This is a genomic window from Hymenobacter ginkgonis, assembly GCF_009755225.1.
Lineage (GTDB): Bacteria > Bacteroidota > Bacteroidia > Cytophagales > Hymenobacteraceae > Hymenobacter > Hymenobacter ginkgonis.
The window spans coordinates 1243837-1264255 of sequence record NZ_WQKZ01000001.1 but is presented as its reverse complement, the minus strand read 5'-3'; the positions used below and the strand labels follow the sequence as shown (position 1 = coordinate 1264255).

The 20419-nt window shown below is 60.1% G+C and carries 19 protein-coding genes; 8 read left to right on the top strand and 11 right to left on the bottom strand.

The genetic code is table 11. From position 1 onward, the window contains the following. Window positions 1-170: 170 nt before the first annotated feature. A complete protein-coding gene (locus GO988_RS05025) occupies window positions 171-368 on the top strand; it encodes a hypothetical protein (protein WP_157562403.1) in 198 nt (65 codons plus the stop codon). A gap of 173 nt (window positions 369-541) precedes the next feature. On the opposite strand, the gene GO988_RS24355 is transcribed toward GO988_RS05025, so the two are convergent. Beyond that, entirely contained in the window at window positions 542-670 is a 129-nt protein-coding gene (locus GO988_RS24355) for a hypothetical protein (protein WP_262885645.1), read from the bottom strand. A 410-nt stretch (window positions 671-1080) separates the two neighbouring features. On the opposite strand from GO988_RS24355, the gene GO988_RS05020 reads away from it, so the two are divergent. The 3 genes from GO988_RS05020 (at window position 1081) to GO988_RS05010 (ending at window position 3926) form a co-directional block, all read left to right on the top strand. Beyond that, window positions 1081-1761 carry a hypothetical protein gene (locus GO988_RS05020; protein WP_157562402.1) on the top strand — a complete coding sequence of 227 codons (681 nt, stop codon included), beginning with the start codon at window positions 1081-1083 and terminating at the stop codon, window positions 1759-1761. A gap of 70 nt (window positions 1762-1831) precedes the next feature. Then, window positions 1832-2860 (top strand): hypothetical protein, encoded by a 1029-nt coding sequence (locus GO988_RS05015; protein WP_157562401.1) that lies wholly within the window; start codon window positions 1832-1834, stop codon window positions 2858-2860. A gap of 70 nt (window positions 2861-2930) precedes the next feature. Then, window positions 2931-3926 carry a hypothetical protein gene (locus GO988_RS05010; protein WP_157562400.1) on the top strand — a complete coding sequence of 332 codons (996 nt, stop codon included), beginning with the start codon at window positions 2931-2933 and terminating at the stop codon, window positions 3924-3926. A gap of 255 nt (window positions 3927-4181) precedes the next feature. Here GO988_RS05010 and GO988_RS05005 read toward each other — a convergent pair whose 3' ends face one another. The 9 genes from GO988_RS05005 to GO988_RS04970 form a co-directional block, all read right to left on the bottom strand. After that, window positions 4182-4490 carry a cupin domain-containing protein gene (locus tag GO988_RS05005; RefSeq protein ID WP_198172505.1) on the bottom strand — a complete coding sequence of 103 codons (309 nt, stop codon included), beginning with the start codon at window positions 4488-4490 and terminating at the stop codon, window positions 4182-4184. Beyond that, window positions 4460-4609, bottom strand: coding sequence for a cupin domain-containing protein (locus GO988_RS23725; protein WP_198172504.1), 150 nt, complete (start codon window positions 4607-4609; stop codon window positions 4460-4462). Before GO988_RS23725 ends, GO988_RS05005 begins: the two co-directional genes overlap by 31 nt. Before the next feature lie 446 nt (window positions 4610-5055). After that, complete coding sequence (locus GO988_RS05000; RefSeq protein ID WP_157562399.1) at window positions 5056-5460, bottom strand: tautomerase family protein; 405 nt, start codon at window positions 5458-5460, stop codon at window positions 5056-5058. Between the two features lie 61 nt (window positions 5461-5521). Beyond that, window positions 5522-6970: an MFS transporter gene (locus GO988_RS04995; RefSeq protein ID WP_157562398.1), complete on the bottom strand. Its 1449-nt coding sequence runs from the start codon at window positions 6968-6970 to the stop codon at window positions 5522-5524. After that, window positions 6967-7530: a TetR/AcrR family transcriptional regulator gene (locus tag GO988_RS04990; RefSeq protein WP_157562397.1), complete on the bottom strand. Its 564-nt coding sequence runs from the start codon at window positions 7528-7530 to the stop codon at window positions 6967-6969. The genes GO988_RS04995 and GO988_RS04990 overlap by 4 nt, the downstream gene beginning before the upstream one ends. A 450-nt stretch (window positions 7531-7980) precedes the next feature. Then, complete coding sequence (locus GO988_RS04985) at window positions 7981-8937, bottom strand: S1C family serine protease (protein ID WP_157562396.1); 957 nt, start codon at window positions 8935-8937, stop codon at window positions 7981-7983. A 269-nt stretch (window positions 8938-9206) separates the two neighbouring features. Then, on the bottom strand, window positions 9207-9965 hold the full coding sequence (locus tag GO988_RS04980; RefSeq protein WP_157562395.1) for an SDR family oxidoreductase: 759 nt from the start codon (window positions 9963-9965) through the stop codon (window positions 9207-9209). A 250-nt stretch (window positions 9966-10215) separates the two neighbouring features. Beyond that, a complete protein-coding gene (locus GO988_RS04975; RefSeq protein ID WP_157562394.1) occupies window positions 10216-10788 on the bottom strand; it encodes a Crp/Fnr family transcriptional regulator in 573 nt (190 codons plus the stop codon). 89 nt (window positions 10789-10877) lie between these two features. After that, on the bottom strand, window positions 10878-11240 hold the full coding sequence (locus GO988_RS04970) for a nuclear transport factor 2 family protein (RefSeq protein ID WP_157562393.1): 363 nt from the start codon (window positions 11238-11240) through the stop codon (window positions 10878-10880). A gap of 380 nt (window positions 11241-11620) precedes the next feature. Between GO988_RS04970 and GO988_RS04965 the strand changes: the two genes are divergently transcribed. The 4 genes from GO988_RS04965 to GO988_RS04950 all read left to right on the top strand — a co-directional run bounded on the left by GO988_RS04965 (window position 11621) and on the right by GO988_RS04950 (window position 17620). Beyond that, a complete protein-coding gene (locus GO988_RS04965) occupies window positions 11621-12331 on the top strand; it encodes a pirin family protein (RefSeq protein ID WP_157562392.1) in 711 nt (236 codons plus the stop codon). Window positions 12332-12417: 86 nt separating this feature from the next. Then, the gene (locus tag GO988_RS04960) at window positions 12418-12855 is read left to right on the top strand and encodes a nuclear transport factor 2 family protein (RefSeq protein WP_157562391.1); all 438 of its coding nucleotides are present in this window, start codon (window positions 12418-12420) and stop codon (window positions 12853-12855) included. A gap of 226 nt (window positions 12856-13081) precedes the next feature. Continuing rightward, complete coding sequence (locus GO988_RS04955; protein ID WP_198172503.1) at window positions 13082-14002, top strand: adenylate/guanylate cyclase domain-containing protein; 921 nt, start codon at window positions 13082-13084, stop codon at window positions 14000-14002. A gap of 63 nt (window positions 14003-14065) precedes the next feature. Further along, window positions 14066-17620 carry a hypothetical protein gene (locus tag GO988_RS04950; RefSeq protein ID WP_157562389.1) on the top strand — a complete coding sequence of 1185 codons (3555 nt, stop codon included), beginning with the start codon at window positions 14066-14068 and terminating at the stop codon, window positions 17618-17620. Window positions 17621-17931: 311 nt separating this feature from the next. On the opposite strand, the gene GO988_RS04945 is transcribed toward GO988_RS04950, so the two are convergent. Then, window positions 17932-20175 carry an ATP-binding protein gene (locus tag GO988_RS04945; RefSeq protein WP_157562388.1) on the bottom strand — a complete coding sequence of 748 codons (2244 nt, stop codon included), beginning with the start codon at window positions 20173-20175 and terminating at the stop codon, window positions 17932-17934. Window positions 20176-20419 lie beyond the last annotated feature (244 nt).

Here is a 20419-nt window from a genome sequence, read left to right as displayed (position 1 = left end):
AAAGCGTAACAAAGTTGCCAAAAGCGTAACGCAAGTTGACGAGCCCGGTAGGCTATCGCGTGCCCGTGAGGACGAGAGGTCAAAATTCAGTACTGGCACTGATGCTTCAAGTATCTGACATACAGAATTTTGCATCACAATAATACCTTAAACCTCACTCCTCCACTCCCATGTTTGAACTCCTCGTCTTTAGCCTATTGCAGTTGGCCCCTAGCGTGGTTGGCAACAATCCCATCTATTCCGCAGTAAGCAACAATCCTATCTACGCTCCCAGCGTGGTTGGAAACAACCCTCTTTATGTTCCTAGCGTTGTGGGTAATAATCCTATCTATGTTTCTAGTGTAGTGAGCAATAACCCGCTCTACTAGGAGCATCTCGCCCCACTGGTAAACCAGCTAGAGCCTCACCCGCAACGGTGGGGCTTTTTGGTTAGTTAGTGCGTCAGCGCATTACGGGCGGGCAGCTTAATATCGAGGTCGAGTGTGTAACGCTCATCAGAGCTAGTACGGGTAGCGGTAGCACTGACCACCACAAGCACGGGTTAGCAGGCGCCGCTGGGATAAATAAGGTACACCTGAGGCAAGTTTAGGATAGTGCTCGGGCTGATGTGTTGGGCTTCGCTTAAGTCGCCGGCGCGCACGCTCAGCGTGTCGCTACCAGCTCGACGCACGGCTAGCGTGCTGCGGTTGTCGGCCGGCCGTGCTGCTATCGCTGGCGTCGGTGACTTCGTTTTTAGTGTATGCCGGTTATGCGCGAGCGCTCACCAAATGGGCAACCGCAGGCGTCTCACCCACAGCCAGCGGCCCGCAAGTGACTCGTCTAGCAGACCGGTTAGCTTACGCCCCAGCGCATGGACTATCTCGGGACCTGGCAAGGAGGGGTAGGCTAGTTCTGGCCTTCCGCATACCGGACACTTTCTGCTGGAAATACGGGTAATCCCGGCAGGGGCGTCATTTCGGCGCGTTCTGCTCATCTAGCTCCGGCGCAAGCACCGTCTCATTGGCTTGGTACGTAACGGCTACGCGCCTACTATTCCGTGCAAACTTGTAACATTGCGTCCGCTACCTTGCTCCCGACGCCATGCCTGAATCAGATAATCTCGGCCATAAGATTCTCAGCTTTTTCATCAAAGACGCTGAACCTACCACTCCCCCCCCGGCCTACGGCACTATGATGCCCACGGGGCAAACGGGTGCCAGCCCGTCCGCACCGAGTGCATCACCGGCCGACGCCGGGAAAGCCCCGGATGCCAAGTTCGCCGAACACTTAGCCAGCGTGCTGGCTCAAAACAACCCGCCCGGACCCGACTATTTTGAATTCAGCGAAACGTTGCGCAGCTTAGCCGGGCTGGGCCTGACGGAGGAAAAGCAGTTTCAAGCCGCCTGGGCCAGCTTTAAGGCAATGGGCGGGGCGCCGGAGGTGGCCGCGCTTACCACTACCGGCCAGCACTACCTGACGGTGCTGGGAGCCGACCGAGACGCTTTTGGCAAAAGCGTGGAAACTGCCATTGCCGAGCGCGTGGGTGGGCTGCAAAAAGAACAGCAGCAACTCCAAACCGATAACGAAACCTTGGCAAAGCAGTTGGCCGAAATTCAGCAAAAATTGGCTGCGAATAATGCTCGGCTGGCGGCTATCGGCGGGGAAGTTACCGAGCAAAGCGGCCGGCTCAACCAAAACCGACAGCGCTACGAAGCCACGTATGCGCACTTCACGCAGAAAATTAAAGACGACCTCCTCAAAATCACGCAGTACTTGCGGTGAGGCTGCCGGGCAGCCTATCTAGTACCCAAAGTCTATCTTGGCGTTCTCATTTTCCCCTCTTCGTCTCTGTATGGCAACTCCTGATTTCACGCAGCTCGGCGGCTCCACCGATGCCGAGCGCCGCTCCTTTTGGTCGCGCCCCGAGGGCGTGCTGGGTCTTGTGGTGCTGGCAGGGCTGGTCGGCACGGGCTTGTTCTACTTCAACGAGGTGGTGAAATTCCTCATCGAAGTGGCCTCCAATACGCTGCACCTAGCCTTTCTGCTGGGTGGACTGGCGCTGCTGGTGTTTCTGGCCACGAGCCGCGACATCCGGACTGGGTTATTCTTTTTGTTTAAGACGCTGATGCGCAAAATCACCGGGCTAGTCATTCAGCTCGACCCCATTGCCATCCTCAAAATCTACATCGAGGACTTGAAGCAGAAGCGCCAAAAAATGCAGGGCCAGATTGATACCCTGGCCGGCCAACTGGTGAAGCTTAATAAAAAAATCAACGAGAACAACGACGAAATCAAGCAGAAATTTGCCGAGGCCAACAAGGCCACCAGCCTGGCTGGCCGGCCCGGCATGAAGGAAGCGGCGCAGCTCGCCACCATCGAAGGCGCGGGCTTGCAGCAGATGAACGAGAAGCTGCTACCCCTCCAGCGCAACATCAAAATGGTGTTGGCCTTCATGGAAAAGGTGAATCAGAGCGCCGATTACATCATCAAGGAAACCGAAATCAAGGTGCGCCTCAAAGAGGTCGAATATAAAATCGTGAAGGAAAGCTCTAGTGCGCTGCGTACGGCCGTGAGCATTTTTAAGGGCGACCCGGACAAGAAGTTTTACTTTGATGAATCGATGGAGTACATCCAGGACGACATGAGCCAAAAACTGGGCGAGATGAAGCGCGCGATGGACCTGTCGATGGATTTCATCAATTCCGTAGACGTGCAAAATGGCATTCTTTCCGACAAAGGCGAGGCCATGCTGCAAGCCTATAACCAAGGAGAATTTAAGCTGGTGAGCCTCGATACCAAGCCCGAAGCCACCACGCTAAGCGCCCGCGGGGCCGAGCCCTTTCCGGCCAAAGACGCGGGCTACCGCGACTTACTGAATTAGCCGCCGCTCGGGCGGCCCAACTGCGCTGAACCTACCTCTTTCTTCCCATTCACCTTACCCCCCTTTTTCAATGCAACGCATCACCTTGGCCGGCCGGCTCATTATCACGCTCGTCGTGGTAGCAGCCGTGTATTTTGGCTTCCGCTATTTCGTTGGCACCCGCCCCGCGCCGGCAGTGGTCACGGCCACCAGCACCGCGCCTGGCGCCGCCGTGGATACCGCCACGAGTTCCGCTCCTTCTCCATCGGGTAGTTCGGCGGCGGCGTTTGCCTACGAAGCGCCCGCCCCCGTGAATGGCAAGCTAAAGGGCGTGGTAGAACTGGGAGCCAGTGGCTTCAATTCGTTCATTGTTCGCATCGACAAAGCCCGCAACTGGAAACTCGAAAAAGCCGACTTTGGCAACAGCTTAGTGCTGGAAAACATGGCCTCTGATGAGGACGTGCGTAAGGGCTTGAAAGCCTACATCGGCCAGATGCTGGACTACGGGGTAGGCGGCCGCGACATCCATTTTGTGGTGAGCTCCGGGGCCCAAAAAGCAGCGGGCACGGCCAAAATAATCAAGGCCTTAAAAAGCCTAAACTACGTGGTGAACACCGTAACGCCCGAAAAGGAAGGCGTGCTGGGGCTGCGCTCGGTGCTACCCCCCTCTTACGCAAGCAAGGCGTTTGTGACGGATATTGGCTCGGGCAATACCAAGATTTCGTGGCTGGCCGGCGGGGCGCCCACGTCAGTAGAAACTTACGGGGCCAAATACTTTGAGAAGGGCACGGATGATGCAACGGTGGCCTCCGAAGTGAAAGCCCAGGCTGAGCAGGTGCCCGCTAGCTTGCGCCAAACCTGCTTCATCATTGGGGGCGTGCCATTTGAAATGGCCAAGAAAGTACGTAACGGAAAGGAGCGCTTTACCGTGCTAAAAGCAGCTGACACGTACCAGCTCGATAATGCCAAATCAAAAGCTGGGCTAAATATCTATAAAGCCATCGCCGATGCCACTGGCTGCCAACAGTTTGTATTCGACTGGGATGCCAACTTTACCATCGGCTACCTACTCACGCTGCCACAATAAGCTTCTGCTATGGGTATAGTGTTAAAAAGGCGGGGCTTGGGCTCCGCCTTTTTTATGAACTGCTATGCCGGCTCCCAGGCAGGGATAACCGGACTTAAGAACACTTATGCCGGTGAGCTTACACGGAGCACTAAAAATGTCGTTATCAGCTATTTTGCTGCTCTGTGAAGCCGCAACTAGCAGGGTTTTCTGATGGGTCGGCTAGGGTTCGGTAACCGCCGCTGTGTCTATCGGAGCCAACCTAGTTAGCGCTTGTCAAGCCACTACCAGTCCGTGCTTAGCCATGATTTCCTGTACCCGCCCCGGGTCAGGCGGGCCACCCGCCTGCAACAAGGCGCCGAGCTCTCGAAAGTAGGCCGGGCCAATGCTAGCCGGAGTCAATACCGTGAGCACCGTCGCGGTTTCCGAACCCAGATTGGTGTGATGGTGTACGACGCCGCGCGGAATAAAGCACTGCTCGCCGGGGCCCAGTTGCCGGACGCTACCGGCTACTGTGGTGGTCATAGTCCCGGCCAAGCCATAAACCAACTCATCTACCTCTTCGTGGTAGTGTGGGGCGGGCACCTTTGCCCGGGGGGTACCGAAAACTCGAACACGACCAGCCGCTGGTTGGTATCGTCGCCATCAAGCAGAAAGCGCAACTCCAGTGCGCCCACGTGAATGATTTCTTTGGGTTCTTGCATCTTCCTGGAGTAGGTAAAGGTGACATATTATGCCGCAGCGCCACGGCCTGATGACCAAGAATTCGAGCGCATCCTCCAGCACGTAAACCAACTCTGGGTACCGGGCCTGTTAGTGCGGCGGGGGGGTAGGCACCTAGAGTATGGCGAGTATGGCTATGGCTTCCAACAGGTCATAGTTGCCGAAGGACGTGATGGACCTTCACGCGGAAGCCCAGGCAGATAAGATTCGTGTTCCGTAACGAAGGGGCTTATGAAATAACTGTTTTGCAAACGTAAAACCGGAATGAGGAAAGCTACTATTTTGTCAAGCAGTTATCTCATGGCGAACAACCCGCTTACCCCCGGCCGGGGGGCACCCTTAATGCTTCCGTTTCAGCCTGGCGGCCACCCAAAAACTGGTAACCACTCAAAGACTGGTGGCCGATAAGCCGGGGGCCGCAGTAGGCTTAGGATGCCGCGGGCTCCTCCTTAGGAGCAAACTGGGCCTCCCCGTTGCCATACGACCAGTTTTCCCGGGGCACATCGACCAGGATAATGAAGACGTCTTCCTGCCGCATACCTGGATTGTCGGCCAGCTTCTGCGCGATGGTGTGATGCAGCAGTTTCTTCTGCGCTACGGTGCGACCGGGGTAGAGGAAAATCTGGATGAACGTCAGGTCGGCGGAGCGCTCAATGCCCAGGTAAGTCGGGCTGAAAATCAGCTCGTCGGCAGTGTGGCGGGTAATGACCTGAAACTTGTCGTCTTCCGGGGCGTGCACGGCCTCAACCAAGGCTTCGTACACACCGTCGCTGATGGCTTTGATAGCGGCGGCCGAGCGGTGCTGGCCAACAGAAATACGCGCAAAGGGCATGGCAGTAGTGGAGTAAAGGTGAAGGAGAAGCTTACTTAAGCAGCCTGGGGGTAGGCGAAACCTAATCGGCCTTAGTTTCTTGCAGTTGCTCTAGCAGCAAGGCTGCTACCAGCAGGCAGCCGATGTCCAGCCCCAGCCCGAAGCGGAAGGCGCGCACGAAGCTGGCAGCTTCGCCGGGGTGCCAGTGCGCAAAAAACACGCCCCCAATGAGCGTGACGCCCAGCGCCGAGGCCACCTGCTGAAATGTGGAATACACCCCGGCTGCCCCGCCGGCAAAGCGGGCCGGCAGGCAGCGCAGGGCCACATTTAGCAGCGAAGGAATGACCAGCCCACTACCCAGGCCATAGAGCAAGAGCCAGGCTTTCAGCTCGGCCAGCGAAGTGGCGAAAGCCGGGGCACGCAGCACCTGGCCCGCCAGCGCCAGCAGCATCAACAGCAGCCCAAACTGCAGCAGCCGCTTGCCAAACCGGCCGATGTAGCGAATCGACAAGTAGGCCGACACCAGAAACCCGGCACCGAAAAAAACGAACGTGGTGCCCGCCGCGTAGGATGGCACGTGCAGCCCGCTCTGCAGATACACCGTGCTGATGAGCAAAAAGGAATTGTGCACGCTGAAGAAAAACACCAGCGTGCCCACTCCCAGGTTGAAGGAGGGGTAGCCAAACAAGTCCACGTCGAGCAGCGGGTTGCCGCCCCGGCGCAGCAGGCTGGCCTGCTGCCGCAGCAAGACGCCCAGCAGCGCCAGCCCGAGCAGCAGCAGTGCCAAGCTCCAGGCTGGCCAGCCCACCTCGCGGCCCACACTCAGCGGATAGACCACCGCCCCCAGCCCCGCCGTCAGCAGCGCCACACCGCCAAAATCGAATTGCTGCGCGTGGTTGCGCGCCGTTTCGGGCAGCAGGCGCAGGGCTGCGCCCGTAGCCACTACCCCCACTGGCAGGTTGACCAAGAAGGTAAGCCGCCAGCCCGCCACGCCCCAATTGGTACTGACCAGGTAGCCGCCCAAGTACAGCCCCAGCATCGACGCAATACCTAGCGTGATGCCGTAGTAGCCAAACGCTCGGTTGCGGGCCTGCGCCTCGGCAAAGCTGACCTGAATCAGGGCAATGGTCTGGGGGAGCATGAAGGCTGCGCTTACCCCTTGCAGGAAGCGGTAGAGAACGAGCTGCCCGATGCTGGGCGCAATGCCGCACAGGCAAGACGTGAGCGTAAAGAGCACCAGCCCAGTTATAAACACGCGCCGCCGCCCGTATTGGTCGCCGGCCCGCCCCCCGGTGATGAGGAAAGCTGAAAAGCCTAGCAAATACCCGGCAATCACCAGTTCCAAGTCAGCCCCGGTAGCCCCCAGGTCGGTGCGGATGGCAGGAATGGCCATATTCACGATGAATACGTCAAGCACCGACAGCAGCGGAGCCGTCAGAATCACGAGCAGTAGTCCCCACGGGTGGGTAGGGCTGGTGGCGGCTGGCGCAGCCGGCAAGGCCGGGGCTGGTGCGGGCAGGGCCTGGCTCATAGCAGCTTGGCGGCCAGGGCGCGGGCGCGGGCGAGGCCCCACATATCTTGGCGCAGGGTGGTGGTGAGGCCGCCGCCCTCTAGCAGCAGGAAGAGGGTATCGGCCGTATCGGCCTGCGTGTCGGCGTCGGCCTGGGGTAGGGCCTGCGGTACCAACTCCTGAATGAAGTGGCGCAGGCGCTCTTTGTGGGCGGCGGCGAGGGCAAATACCGGCTCCTTATCGCGGCCTACTTCGGCATTTATTTTCACGAAATTGCAGCCCGCGAAGCCCAGTGCCTGCTGGCGCGCCATCCGAAAGTCGAAGAGCGCGAGTAGCTTTTCCTGGGGCGTTTGGCAAGATTGGCTAAAGTCGGCCAGCGCCGCAAACCACGCCTCGTCGGTGCGGCGCAGGTACTCGAGCAACAGTTCGTCTTTCGAGGCAAAGTGCTGGTAGAGCGAGGCCCGGGCAATGTCGGCCTCGGCAATAATCTGGTTGATACCTGTCAGGTTATAGCCCTGCTGGTGGAACAGGCGGCCGGCCGTAGTCAGAATTCGTTCGCGTACGTCAGATGTCGCTTTCATGTGGTGAAGATAATAGCTATTGCCAAAATACAGACAAGTCTGTCTATTTGTTTACCACATCTTTATATAACCCGAAGTCATCGTCTGGACTAGCATAATATTAGGGGTAGGGTTGCTTGAACAAGGTGCGCCTTTTAGAACCCCTAGTACTTCTCGACTCTCACTTAGCAGGCTCTGCAACAGCCAGGACCATATAAAGCGCTTTCTTTCCAGTACTTTCTAACCAAACGCCCGTTTCTCAGGCTAGCCTTGCTAGCAACTTCGCCCAGCACTAGGGCCAGTTGAACATCTTGGTAAACAACGCCGGTATTTTTCTCAATACAAACGGCAACAAAATCAATATTTTCCAAGCTGCTACGACGTTTTACAAGAAAAAGTAAGCTAGCAGGTACTGTAGGAAATGAAGGGAACCCTCCTTAAATTCTACTATGTCCAGAATACCAAGCTGTATTATGCTGCTTTAGCGAGATGTGCTCGGGCGGCCCCGTTCTCGATAGGCGTGATGCGCAACTCAAGCTTTTGCTGGTTGCGGAGTACCGTTAGAAACTGAAAAGCGCCGATTTTCTCTTGCGTGAGCAGCCGAAACAGGTCGTCGGCGCTGGCTACGGGCTGGTCGGCAAAGGCGATGACAAAATCGCCCTCACGCAAGCCCGCTTTGGCGGCGGGCGAGCCGGCCTCTACCCCCACCACAAATAGCGCTTGGCGCGTGGGTAGTTGGTGAAAACCCACTACGCGCGGGTGCAAGTCTACTTGCTGGGTGCTTAGGCCCAGGTAGCCGCGCCGCACCCGGCCCTCACGCAGCAGCGCCGGCAAAATGGCCGTAGCCGTATTGATGCCGATAGCAAAGCACAGCCCCTGCGCGCCCCGGATGGTGGCCGTATTCACGCCCACCACCTGCCCGTCGGCATCAATGAGCGGGCCGCCCGAATTGCCGGGGTTCAGGGCCGCGTCGGTTTGCACGATGTTGTCGATGAGGCGGCCGGTTTCGGTGCGGAGCGTGCGGCCCAAGGCACTCACCACGCCGCTCGTGACGGTGTGCTGAAAGCCATACGGATTGCCGATGGCAATGACAAGCTGGCCGATTTGCAGCGCCGACGAGTCGCCGAGCCGGGCGGCGGGGTGCCCCGTCGCCGGGGTTTGGAGCAGAGCCAGGTCTGAATCGGGGTCTTCGCCGACCAGCGTGGCCGGGTAGTCGGTGCCATCGGCGAAGGTGAGGCGAATGTCCTCGGCCCCGTGCACGACGTGGCTATTGGTGAAGACAAAACCGTCGGTAGAAAATAAAAAACCGGAGCCCGAGCCTGCTGGGACTAGTTTTTGTTGCTTATCCTTTTTGCGAACATCAATTTTAACAACTGAATCCTTGGCCGTTGCCACGGCCGAAATAACGATTTGCGAATAAGAATCCATGATAGTAAACCTTAAAGCGGCTACACGCCTGCCAAGTGCAGGCAAATAGTTAGCCGCCAACAATTTACCGTCATTCTGACAGCTATTGCTCCCAGTCGCAGCTTCGGATATAGGGGCGGCCGCCTTTTAGTAATCGGCCATTTCCTGGTGGGGGTAGCGCCACACCCAGTACTCGCCGGGCGCGGCCGAGCTCCTTGCTGCCCCTCCATGAAGAAAAGAAGCCGGCTCGAATGAACCGGCTTCCAAACCTAATAAATTGGGCTTAAGCCCTATACCTGCGCCGTGCCCCCATCGACAAACAATTCGGTGCCCGTTACGAAGCTGCTGTCGTCGGAGGCCAGGAACACGACGGCTTTGCCGATTTCATCGGGCGAGCCCAGGCGGCCCAGCGGCACGGTGCTAGCCAGGTAGGCCTTGATTTGCTCGGCTTGGGCGGCATCGGCACCCAAGCCGCTTAGGCCGGGCGTGTCGATGGGGCCGGGGCTGACGGCGTTGACGCGGATTTTACGGCCTTTGAGGTCGGCCGCCCAGGTGCGGGCAAAGGAGCGCACGGCTGCCTTAGAGGCGCTGTACACGCTGAAGTTTTCCGGGCCCGTAGAGGCTACGATAGAAGCCATCAGGATAATCGAAGCCCCGTCGCGCAGCACGGGCAAGGCCTTTTGCACCGTAAAAAGCGTGGCTTTCACGTTCAGGTTAAACGTGTTATCGTAGTGTGCTTCGGTGATGCCGCCCAGCGCCGCAAACTCGCCGCCGCCCGCGTTGGTGAACAGCACGTCGAGCTGGCCTTTTTCGGCCTTAATCGTGTCGAAGAGTAGGTCGAGGTCGGCCTGGCTGGTTACGTCGCTGCGGATGCCTTTGGCGTTGGGGCCGAGCTGCTGCACGGCGGCATCGAGCTCGGCCTGGCGGCGACCGGTGATGTACACGTAGGCCCCTTCGGCTACAAAGCGCAGGGCCGTGGCTAGACCGATGCCCGTGGTGCCGCCCGTGATGAGGGCTACTTTACCAGCTAATTTTTGGGAGGTGCTCATGTTAAAACAAGAACTATAATTTGGATAAGTGGCGGGGCGATTTTCGCCGGGCTTGAAGTGAAGAGACTGCCACCTGGCGCGCCTCACTTGACCGTACAAAGGTCCCGCGCTGCTTACCCTCGCTCCATTGACATTTGTCAAAAAAAAGCGTTAATAAATAGCAGTAGCCTGCACTTATTATACTGACTGCTTGAATTTTGTCAGTAATTTTTCTTTGCCAGTTCACACGGCGTACGCCGGAAGCGGCTCCTTACACGAGGTTGCGTCGGATGCGGCTCAGGGTTTCGGTGGTCATGCCTAGGTAGGAGGCCACCATGTGCTGGGGAATGCGCAGGGCAAAAGCCGGAAACTGCGTCAGAAATTGCCGGTATTTTTCCTCGGCCGAATAGCTGATGGCCGCGTGAATGCGGATTTGCGAAGCCAGAAAACTGCGGTGCAGAATGTCGTTGACCAGCTCGTTCAGCGTCGGAATAGCTTGGCGCAGGCGCTCAAACTCCTCGTTTTTGATGAGGACGACCGTGGTATCCTCAATCGCGTCGATGTTGAAGCGCGAGGGCTGGCCCGAGGTCAGGCTTTGGCGGTCGCCGGTCCACCAGTTTTCGATGGCGAAGTTCAGAATGTGCTCGGCTCCTTTGGCATCGACGGTGTAGGTGCGAAGGCAGCCGCTGGCCACGAAGGCATTGTACACCCACACGTCGCCTGCCTGCAATAGATATTGGCGCTTGCGCAGCTTTTTGACCACGCTCACGGCCTCAAGCTGCTGCATTTCGCCGTCCGTGAAGGCCGCTCGGCTCCGCAGATATTTCTCAAAAAGCTCAAACATGCCGCACGGTGTCGGGATAACAATACCGTGCAAAGGAAAGCGTTTTTGCGGGTAAAAAACACCGTAGCACAGACGGAAAGTCTGCGCTATTACCCGGCTTGGTTGAGGAAGACGTAAAGCGCCTGAATCTTCCCATCGGCCAGCACCACCGTATCCTGCCCCGTCACGGCGGTTGGGTTAGCGGGCGGGCCAAAATTCCAGTTGATGCGGGCAATTTGGTGGTGAATGTCCATCGGCTGCGCTAGCTGAAAAACGGCACCGGGAAATTTCTGGTGTAGGCCCTGCAAAAAAGCATCAAAGTGCTCGCTGCCAGTAGTTTCTTGGTGCGGGTCGATGAATATGAGGTCGTCGGCGTAAACCTCGGCAATGGCTGGGGTACGCGCGGTCTTATCCAGATTATTGAGGATACTAATGTGGCGCGTCAGTAGCGCCGTTATTTCTTCTGTCGTCATAGGTGAGAAAGTCGGTTATGAAGTTGATTTCAGGAAGGTGAGTGACTAAGTAGGTCGTTGGCCTCACGCAGGCGGGCCGTTCCGACGGCACAAAGGTCCCGCTCCGTCCAACCCTGCTCCATTGACATTTATCAAAAAACAGCTTGAAAAATGGCAAGCAATTCGAGTTAACTATCTTATAAACAGTGACGAACTCGCAAGCTGAAGTCCGCAGCAGCAACCAGCTAGTCGCCACCGATTTCTTGATAAATGTCAAAGGTGCAGCCCCAGGCCGGGCTGCACCTTTGTGCTGTTAGTCGAGCCCACAATTGGGGGTTCACGCCACCATACCTAGCGGATACTTGCCCCTAGCGCTTGGCTTTTATTCAACCTACTAATTTATGACTTTCCCCATTTTCCATCCGGCTGCTACCCGCCTACACGCTGATTTGGGCTGGCTCGATGCTTACCGCAGCTTCAATACAGGTGGCAGCTACGACCCCAATCGGCAGGCATTTGGGGCGCTGCGCATTCTCAACGACGATACGGTGGCGGGGGGCCGGGGCTTCGGCCGGCATCCGCACCAGAATATGGAGATTATCACCCTACCCCTGGCGGGCGCGCTGGAGCACGAGGATTCGCTCGGCCACCGGGCCGTGATTCGGGCCGGCGAAGTGCAGGTGATGAGTGCTGGCACCGGCATTAGCCACAGCGAAAAAAACCACAGTCCGCACGACCCTGTGCATTTTCTGCAAATCTGGCTGACCACCAACCAGCCCGATGCCACCCCGCGCTACGAACAGCAGGCGATTGCGTCCTTGCCCAACCACCTGGTACAAATAGCCTCGCCCCACGAAGGTGAGCCCGGCGTGCACCTGCGCCAACAGGCCTGGCTACACCTGGCTACGCTCATTGCTGGCACTGCGCTCACCTACCAGCCCAAAGCAGCCGGCAATGGCGTGTATGCGCTGGTGCTACAGGGCGAGGTGTTGCTTGACGGGCAACGGCTGGGCGTCTACGATGGCCTAGGAAGCTGGGAACCAGACGCGTTGCACCTAGAAGCCAGTAGCCCCGCCACTGTGTTGCTGCTCGATGTACCCAGGCGGGCCTGAGTAACCAGTCTCTACCCGACCCGCAAGAAAGCTACTTCTATCCGATAGCTCGCATCACTTTCCAATCCCTTAAAAATCAACCACTCATGACGAACGAAGAAATAATCCGCGCGCTCTACCAAGTGGCTGAAACCCAAGATGCCCAGCAGTTCGCGTCTTTGTTTACCGAAGACGGCTATTTCTACGCTGTATCGGCCGGGCAGAAGTATTATGGGGAAGAGCTGGCTCGCCCCGTGGAGATTTACGCGACCGCCTTCCCCGATATGCACCGCAAATTGTACAACCTCTACGTGGCCGGCGATGTGGTAACGGTAGAGCTGTCGCTGAATGGCACGCACCGGGGGCCGCTAGCCTTGCCAATGGGCACCCTTGCGGCCACCGGCAAGGAAATGCACGCGCCCTGCTGCGACGTTTTCCATCTGGAAAACGGCAAGGTGAAGTCCTTCCATTGCTACACGGCCGCTACCGTCATTTTTGCGCAGCTAGGCGTGCTGGGCAATCTCGCCGCAGCCTTGCAGCAATAGGCAAACGTGGCGGCCAGCAGCTTACGCACGCGATGCTACCCCCCTACCGCACCCTGAGCTATGACAAGCTTAGGGTGCGGTTTTAGTTTTAATGGGTAGCCGTAGGTCCTCGATTGCCTGCCAAACAGCCGCCTGTGCGGGTGGCATTTTCTTGTCTTTTAGCAGGGCTTATGAGCGGGCTAACTTACCCCTTTGCATCTTGCCGGTTGAATGTCCGTTGCCTGCTATGCCCCATCTCTACGCGTTGCCCGACGACCGCACGCTAACCATCGCCCCCGGCGAAACCATCTTGGCGGCCACGCTGCGGCAGGGCATTCCGCACGCGCACGCCTGCGGCGGCCAGGCCGTGTGCTCGACGTGCCGGGTGCAGGTGCTGGATGGCTTGGCGTACTGCTCGCCCCGCAATGCCCCTGAGCAGGCCCTGGCCGACCGCCTGCGCCTACCCCCCGCCGTGCGCCTGGCCTGCCAAACCACCGTGGCCGGCGGCGACGTGCGTTTTTCGCGCCCCATTCTCGATACGCTCGACCTGGAGCTGGCGGCGCAGGAGCTACAGCACCCCGGCCAGCAACTGGGCCAGCTGCAACAGGTTGCCATCTTGTTTTCAGATATCCAGGACTATACCGTGCTGGCCGACCAGCTGCCGCCCTACGATGTCATTCATATTCTAAACCGCTACTTTGGTGTGATGAGCGAAATCGTGGCCGCCCACCACGGCCACATCAGCGACTTTATCGGCGATGGGCTGATGGTGGTGTTTGGCCTGAGCCACCCCGCCACGGCCGTGCCCGATGCGCTGGCGGCGGGCCAGGCCATGCTGCGCGGCGTCGAGCAGCTAAACCCCTACCTCAAGCAGATGTATGGCTGCGCTTTTCACGTGCGCATCGGGCTGCACTATGGCGAGGCCGTGGTGGGCCATATCGGCGGCAATGGCTTCCGCAAGCTGGCGACCATCGGCGACACGGTGAACGTGGCGGCCCGCATCGAAAGCGCTAATAAAGAGTACGGCACCTACTTTCTAGTGTCGGAAGCCGTGGTGGAAGCAGCCGGCCCGAGCCTAGTGGTGCGGCAGGGCTTTTTGGCCCCGCTCAAAGGCAAAAAGGGCTTGCACCGCCTCTACGAAGTAGCCCCGGAGCCAGAAAATGAATAGGCGAGCCAAGCTTAATGACTAGTAGCTACTTAGCATTAAATTTAAATACTCCTTCTACAGACCATGAGATACGCTTACTTATGGCGAGCGCTGCTGCTGGGGGCCGGCCTGCTGGCCGGGTGGCCCGTGGCAGCCCATGCCCAGTCGGCCAGCAGCCCGGCCTGCACGGTATTCGTAGTGGGGGGGCGTAGCCGGGGGCCGACTGAGCTCATGCAAACCCTGCACGCGGTGGTGGCGCAGGCGGCCCCGCTCGGCGGGCATAGTACGCTGGTGCTGCTCGATGACCGCCTGGGCGCTCGCCTGCTAACTGATGAGGGAAAGGGGCAAGTTTCGGCGGCGCTGCTGGCGCAGCTGCGCGCCTTTCCGGGCCGGCTGGTTATCGTGCCCGGTGGGGCCGATGGGCCGGAAGGCGATGCCCAGGCGGCCCGGCTGCTGGCTACCCCCGCCGGCCGCCCCGATGCGCTGCTGCCCGACAGCCGCTGCCCCGACCCCGTGGAATTGCGGCTCGATGCCCAGCACACGCTGGTAGTCCTCAACACGGCGTGGTGGCTGCGCGCCCCTACCCCACCCGACCAGCCGGGCCCCTGTGCCACCCAGGACCCGGCCGCCGTGCTCACGCTGCTCGACGATATTTTGCGCCGCAACCAGGGCCGCCAAGTGCTGCTGGTGGGCCAGCAATCACTGGCCCTGGCCCACCGGCGGCTGCCGCTGCTGCCCAACCCCCGCTACGAGTTGCTGCGCACTTCTTTGCGCAGCGTGCTGGAAAAATACCCCGGCCTGACCTACGTGAGTGCCCAAGGTGCCCGCCAGGCTCGCTACGACGAAGAGCACGCCCTGCACTACCTCCTCAGTGGCCCCGCGGCCCCGCACGCCCCGCCGGCCGATGTATTGGCCACGCCCGCCAAGGCCGCGTACCACGGCTTTACCCGCCTAGAATATACCGCCCATGGCCAGGTGCGGGCCACGTATTGGGTGCCCGATGCCGAGCACCCCGATGGCCAGTCGGTGGTGGCCGAGCGCCACTGGCGCACGCCCGACCTCGCCCCTGTGCCGGCGGCCGACACCTTTGCCGTGGCCCGCGCCCGGCCGCAGCCGCCCGTGGTGGCGGTGGTGCCCGCCAGCACCCACTACCAGGCCGGCCGGTTTCGACAGTGGCTGCAAGGGCCCAACTACCGGCGCGAGTGGCAGCAGCCCATTGCCGTGCCCGTGCTGGATTTGAGCACCGCCCAGGGTGGCCTGACGCCGCTCAAGCGCGGCGGCGGGCTGCAAACGCAGTCGCTACGGCTGCGGGCGGCCAGTGGGCAGGAGTTTGTGCTGCGCTCGATTGAGAAAAATACCAACGGCTCGGTACCTGACTTTTTGCACCACACCCTGGCCGCCGCCCTCGTGCAAGACCAGATTTCGGCGGCTCACCCCTACGCTGCCCTCCTGGTGCCGCCGCTGGCCGAGGCGGCCGGGGTTGGGCACACCAATCCGCAGCTGGTACTCGTGCCCGACGACCCGCGCCTGGGTATCTACCGCCGCGAGTTTGCCGGCTCGCTGGCCTTGCTCGAAACCCGCGAGCCGGCCCCGCCGCGCAGCTTTTCGGGTCGGCCCGAGCGCAAGTACTACAGCACACCCGATGTGCTAACTCAATTGCAAGCCGACCCGCGCAACCGCGTAGACCAGCGGGCCGTGCTGCGCGCCCGCCTGCTCGATATCGTGCTGGCCGACTGGGACCGCCACGACGACCAGTGGCGCTGGCTGGCCTACCCCCGCCCCGGCGGCGGCAAGCTGTTTCGGGCCGTGCCCCGCGACCGCGACCAGGCGCTGTTCGTCAACCAGGGGTTCCTACCCCACCGCGCCAGGGTGGAGTACCTGCTGCCTCGCATTCAGGGGTTCGACTACGAGTTTCAGAACGTCAACAGCTTCAATTTCAACGCCCGCTACTTCGACCGCTCTTTTCTAACCCAGCTCAGCCGCGCCGACTGGCAGGCGCTGGCCGACTCGGTGCAAGCCAGCCTAACCGACAACGTGTTAGCCGCAGGCCTGCGCCAGTGGCCCGATTCGATTTATCGCCTCTCCGGCCCTACAGTGCTAGCCAAGCTGCAAGCCCACCGGACGCACCTACCCGCGTGGGCCGACCAATATTACCGCTTCCTGGCCCACGCGGTGGAGGTGGTGGGCAGCGACGGCCCCGAAGAGTTTGAGGTCCTGCGCCAGGACGATGCGCACACGCAAGTAACCGTGTATGAGCTTTCTAAAACGGGGCAGCGCGGGGCCGTGCGCTACCAGCGCACATTCCAAACCGACGAAACGCAGGAAATCCGCCTCTACGGCCAGGGCGGGGCCGACGTATTTGCTCTGCGCGGCGAGGTGCAGCACGGGCCAGTGGTGCGCGTGGTAGGCGGCGAAGGCGCTGACACCCTGCGCGATGCCTCCCGGGTGCGCAGCGGGCGGCGGCGCGTCACGGCCTACGATGCGCCGGCCGGCCTGGCCATAGCCGCCCGCGGGCCCGACACCAAAACCCGCCTCAGCGCCCGGCCGGAAGTGAATCAGTACGACCGCCAGGCGTTTAAATACGCCTTTGCCGGCCCCCTCTACCCCTGGAGCTACAACGTGGACGACGGGTTGTTTGTGGGCCTGGGGCTGCTGCTCAAGCGGCCGGGCTTCCGCAAGCTGCCTTGGGCCGCTACCCACCAAGTCACGGCCAATGTGGCGCTGCGCACCGGGGCTTTCAGCTTTGGGTATGAAGGCAATTTTGCGCAGGTAGTAGGGCCTTTTGACTTGCAGGTGCGTGCCGCCGTGCAGGCGCCCAATTATGTGCGCAACTTCTACGGGCTAGGCAATAATACCGCGCTCGTGCCCGACGAGCCCACCAGCGCGGCCTACTACCGGGTGCGCTTCCGCAACCTAGCCGTAGCCGCCCTGCTGCGCCGCCAGCTAAGTGCGCGGAGCATTGTATTTGGCGGGCCGGTTTACCAAGGCGTGGACGTAGAAGACCAGCCCGGCCGCATCCTCGACCAGAACCCCGACCCGCGCCTGCGCCCCGATAAGCTATTCGAAGCCAAGCAGTACCTGGGTGCGCGGCTGGGCTACGAATTTGCTAGCCTGCACGCCCGCGCCGAGCTGCCGCAGGGCGTGGCCGGCCAGGCCGAATTGCTGGCCCAGCGCCCGCTCACGGCCAGCGCCCGGCCGCTCACTCAGCTTAGCGCGTCGCTGGCTATGTACCGCAGCTTTCGTTTTCCGCTGCGCCTGACGCTGGCTACCCGCTTCGGCGGCACGTTCAATCTCAGCGAGGACTACGAGTTTTTCCAGGCTGCTACCCTGGGCGGACTCGCCAACCTGCGCGGCTTCGGCCGCACCCGCTTCGCCGGCCGCCAGAGTGCCTACAACAACACCGAAGTGCGCCTGCAAGTGGCCCGTATTCGCAGCTACCTGCTGCCGGCCACCTTCGGCCTACTGGCCTTCCACGATGTGGGCCGGGTGTGGGTGCCGGGCGAAACATCGCACCTGTGGCACCGCGGCTACGGGCCTGGCTTGTGGCTGGCCCCCACGCCGCAGGTGGTGCTAGCTGCCATGTACGGCATTTCAGCTGAAGGACGGCTACCGCTTATTCGCCTGGGCTTCTTCTTCTAAGCTGTTTGTTCAGACTACCATCTTTCCCTGAGAAATACCTTGGGTAAAAGGCTGGTTCAAAAGTCGCCTTTGCGGGCTACTGGCCATGGGCTTGATGCCTAAGTACCTGCGACTGCGCTTGGGTGGACACCTCCCCATAGCTAACTTATTAAGTTGGCTCAGAAACTTAACCAGAAAGAGGGGCCGTGAATTTGGCAGATGCGTAGCAACCGCTCGCTACCCCTTCCTAAAGGAGCAATTAGGGCAGGCGAAATCGGCGTTACGCCTTGGCACATTATTTACCATGACCACTCATTAAGTACCGCGGAGCCTTACGCCGGCAAGGTCAGGACCACTTCGGTTCCCTCCCCTTCGTGTGAATTTACGCTTAGCGTGCCCCCATGGCCCTTGGTCACAATGTCATAGCTCAAGGACAGGCCGAGGCCCGTGCCTTCGCCTGGCGGCTTAGTGGTGAAGAACGGCTGGAAAATTTTCGGCTGAATTTTCGCCGGGATGCCAATTCCGTTATCACGAATAGTCAGGACCAGGTTCGGCTCCCGCAGTTCGGTGCTCACGTAGACCGCTGGCTGGTAGCCCGTCACGCGGTGCTGCCGCTGTCGGAGGGCATAGAAAGCGTTGTTGAAGAGATTGAGCAGCACCCGCCCAATCTCCGATTCGCTCACCGTCGCCCGCGGCAAGGCCGGTGCCAGCTTGGTTTGGATGGTGGCCTCAAACGAGGGGTCTTTGCTGCGCAGCCCTTGGTAAGCTAAGCGCAGGTATTCATGGCAAAGGGCGTTCAGGTCGGTGGGTTGCCGCTCCCCGTTGCTGGGGCGGGCGTGGTCCAGCATGCCCCGGACGATGCCCGCCGCCCGCTGCCCGTACTGGCTAATTTTGGTTAGGTTCTGGGTCAGGTCGTCGGCCAGGGCTACGACGTTGTCGGGGTGGCCCGCCTGCGCTTCCTGCTGTAGCTCCTGGCAAAGCTCCGCAGATACATCGGCAAAATTGGTAACGAAGTTCAACGGGTTCTGAATCTCGTGGGCGATGCCGGCCGTCAATTCGCCCAGCGACGCCATTTTTTCCCGCTGAATCAATTGCTGCTGAGTGGCCCGCAAGTGCCGCAGGGCCCTGCGGGTCTGGTCGCGCTGCTGGTGCAGCCGGGTATTGGCTTGCTGCTGCTGGCGCGTGTAGCGCCACAGCCCAAACCCCAAGCTACTGAGCAAGACCAGCCCCACCAGGGTGGCGCCCAGCAACAAGCGCTGGCGCCGCGCCTGCTCTACTTGCAGCAATTTATCCTTTTGCAAAAGGGCAATCTGGCTTTGCTGCTGAGCGAGGTTCTGCGTAAAGCGTGCGGCCGTTGCTTGGCGAGTAATTTGCTCGTTGCTAAGCGTATCGCGCAGGCCCAGGTAGCGGCGCTGATACGCGTAGGCTGCCGCATAGGCATGCCGCCGGGCCGAGGCCTGCGCTAGCAGCAGCAGCGCATCGCGCACCGGCTCTTTTTCTAGAAAGCGCTGGGCGAGCTGCAAGCCTTTCTGGCTGTAGATAATGGCGCTATCGGCGGGCCCCTGGCGTAGAAAGTAGCGCCCCAGGGTTAGGTAAACGCGCATCCGGGCGTACCGACGCAGTTCTTCGTGGGGCGCGCCGTACGTTTCGGCCAGCACGTGGCGAGCAAAGGGCAGCGTCTGGGCATTGCCTTGGCGCTCATAGCTATCGGCCAGGCCACTTTGGGCGGCCATGGTCAGAAACGTGCTGCGCGACACGAGCAGGGCCTCCCGATAGGCAGCCTGCGCGCGGCCCTGGCGCCCAGTAAGCCGATAACACTCCCCGATGCTGTACAACGCTTCGCTTTCCAGCACCCGCTTCCGGGAAGATTCTGGCAGGGCTTTCGCCTGGGTAAAAGACTGAAGCAGATACTTGATGGCTTGTTCATAGTCAGCCATGTCGATATATAACCCGCCGATGCTACCCAGGGCGTCGGCCTCTTCGTCCGGCAGGTGGGCCTGCTGCGTCACGCGCAGCGCCTGTTGCAAGGCTTGCAGGGCCAGGTAGTAGTTGCCCACCACCGTTTTGAAGTAGCCCGCCTGTGTCCAGTAGCAGCGTTGCACGAGCAGGGGCTGGCCCGTTGTGCGGGCCACGGTAAGGGCCCGCTGAATATAAGCCAGGCCTTGTTCTCCCGAATATAAACTAAGGGTCTGCAATACCTGAACCAGCAAAGGTTTATCGCCGCTGCGTTCGGCCAGGGGCAGCACCTGCAACAGGCGGGCCTGAAATTGTCGCTTGGAAGTGGGCACGGCACCGGCCATAACCACATTGTACTGGGCATACGCTTCGCCGTACACATAGTGCAGGCGCTGAGCGAGGGTAAGGGCCTGCCGAGCCAGCGAGTCGTTGCGAGCAGGGGAAAACCCGTCTTCATCACTACGGTAATCGGCCAGCTTGTTGAGCCGGTTAACCCGGAAGGTATCGGCCTGAGGGTGTTGGCGCAATTGCTGCCACAGCTGCCGAACGGTCGGGGTCGGGGCCGACCAGGCCGCCGGGGCCAGCAGCCACAAGCAGGCAAGCAGCAGGGAGCGGTTCATGGCGGCGGTAATTTTTAGGGAGCAGCTCTTTAGGGTGATAAGATACTAACAGAAGGCGCACCAACGAGATAGCCACGCAGGGCACGAAGGCCAGCCTGACCACCTGCTGCTGACGGGCAACGGCTGCTTGAAACGGGGTAAGGCCGCTAAGGCTACAAGGGTGAACGAGTAGGCGAAGTGGCGGCAGCCCGTAAATACGAATTATAAGCTTTTAGCACTACCCTATAGCGCTAGGTGAGCAGAG

Coding starts and splice junctions, on each gene's coding strand:
- GO988_RS04960 (WP_157562391.1), top strand. CDS start 12,418: ATGACGAACGAAGAAATAATCCGCGCGCTCTACCAAGTGGCTGAAACC.
- GO988_RS04945 (WP_157562388.1), bottom strand. CDS start 20,175: ATGAACCGCTCCCTGCTGCTTGCCTGCTTGTGGCTGCTGGCCCCGGCG.
- GO988_RS23725 (WP_198172504.1), bottom strand. CDS start 4,609: ATGCAAGAACCCAAAGAAATCATTCACGTGGGCGCACTGGAGTTGCGC.
- GO988_RS04955 (WP_198172503.1), top strand. CDS start 13,082: ATGCCCCATCTCTACGCGTTGCCCGACGACCGCACGCTAACCATCGCC.
- GO988_RS04965 (WP_157562392.1), top strand. CDS start 11,621: ATGACTTTCCCCATTTTCCATCCGGCTGCTACCCGCCTACACGCTGAT.
- GO988_RS05010 (WP_157562400.1), top strand. CDS start 2,931: ATGCAACGCATCACCTTGGCCGGCCGGCTCATTATCACGCTCGTCGTG.
- GO988_RS04980 (WP_157562395.1), bottom strand. CDS start 9,965: ATGAGCACCTCCCAAAAATTAGCTGGTAAAGTAGCCCTCATCACGGGC.
- GO988_RS05020 (WP_157562402.1), top strand. CDS start 1,081: ATGCCTGAATCAGATAATCTCGGCCATAAGATTCTCAGCTTTTTCATC.
- GO988_RS05015 (WP_157562401.1), top strand. CDS start 1,832: ATGGCAACTCCTGATTTCACGCAGCTCGGCGGCTCCACCGATGCCGAG.
- GO988_RS04995 (WP_157562398.1), bottom strand. CDS start 6,970: ATGAGCCAGGCCCTGCCCGCACCAGCCCCGGCCTTGCCGGCTGCGCCA.
- GO988_RS04975 (WP_157562394.1), bottom strand. CDS start 10,788: ATGTTTGAGCTTTTTGAGAAATATCTGCGGAGCCGAGCGGCCTTCACG.
- GO988_RS04970 (WP_157562393.1), bottom strand. CDS start 11,240: ATGACGACAGAAGAAATAACGGCGCTACTGACGCGCCACATTAGTATC.
- GO988_RS05000 (WP_157562399.1), bottom strand. CDS start 5,460: ATGCCCTTTGCGCGTATTTCTGTTGGCCAGCACCGCTCGGCCGCCGCT.
- GO988_RS05025 (WP_157562403.1), top strand. CDS start 171: ATGTTTGAACTCCTCGTCTTTAGCCTATTGCAGTTGGCCCCTAGCGTG.
- GO988_RS04985 (WP_157562396.1), bottom strand. CDS start 8,937: ATGGATTCTTATTCGCAAATCGTTATTTCGGCCGTGGCAACGGCCAAG.
- GO988_RS04990 (WP_157562397.1), bottom strand. CDS start 7,530: ATGAAAGCGACATCTGACGTACGCGAACGAATTCTGACTACGGCCGGC.
- GO988_RS04950 (WP_157562389.1), top strand. CDS start 14,066: ATGAGATACGCTTACTTATGGCGAGCGCTGCTGCTGGGGGCCGGCCTG.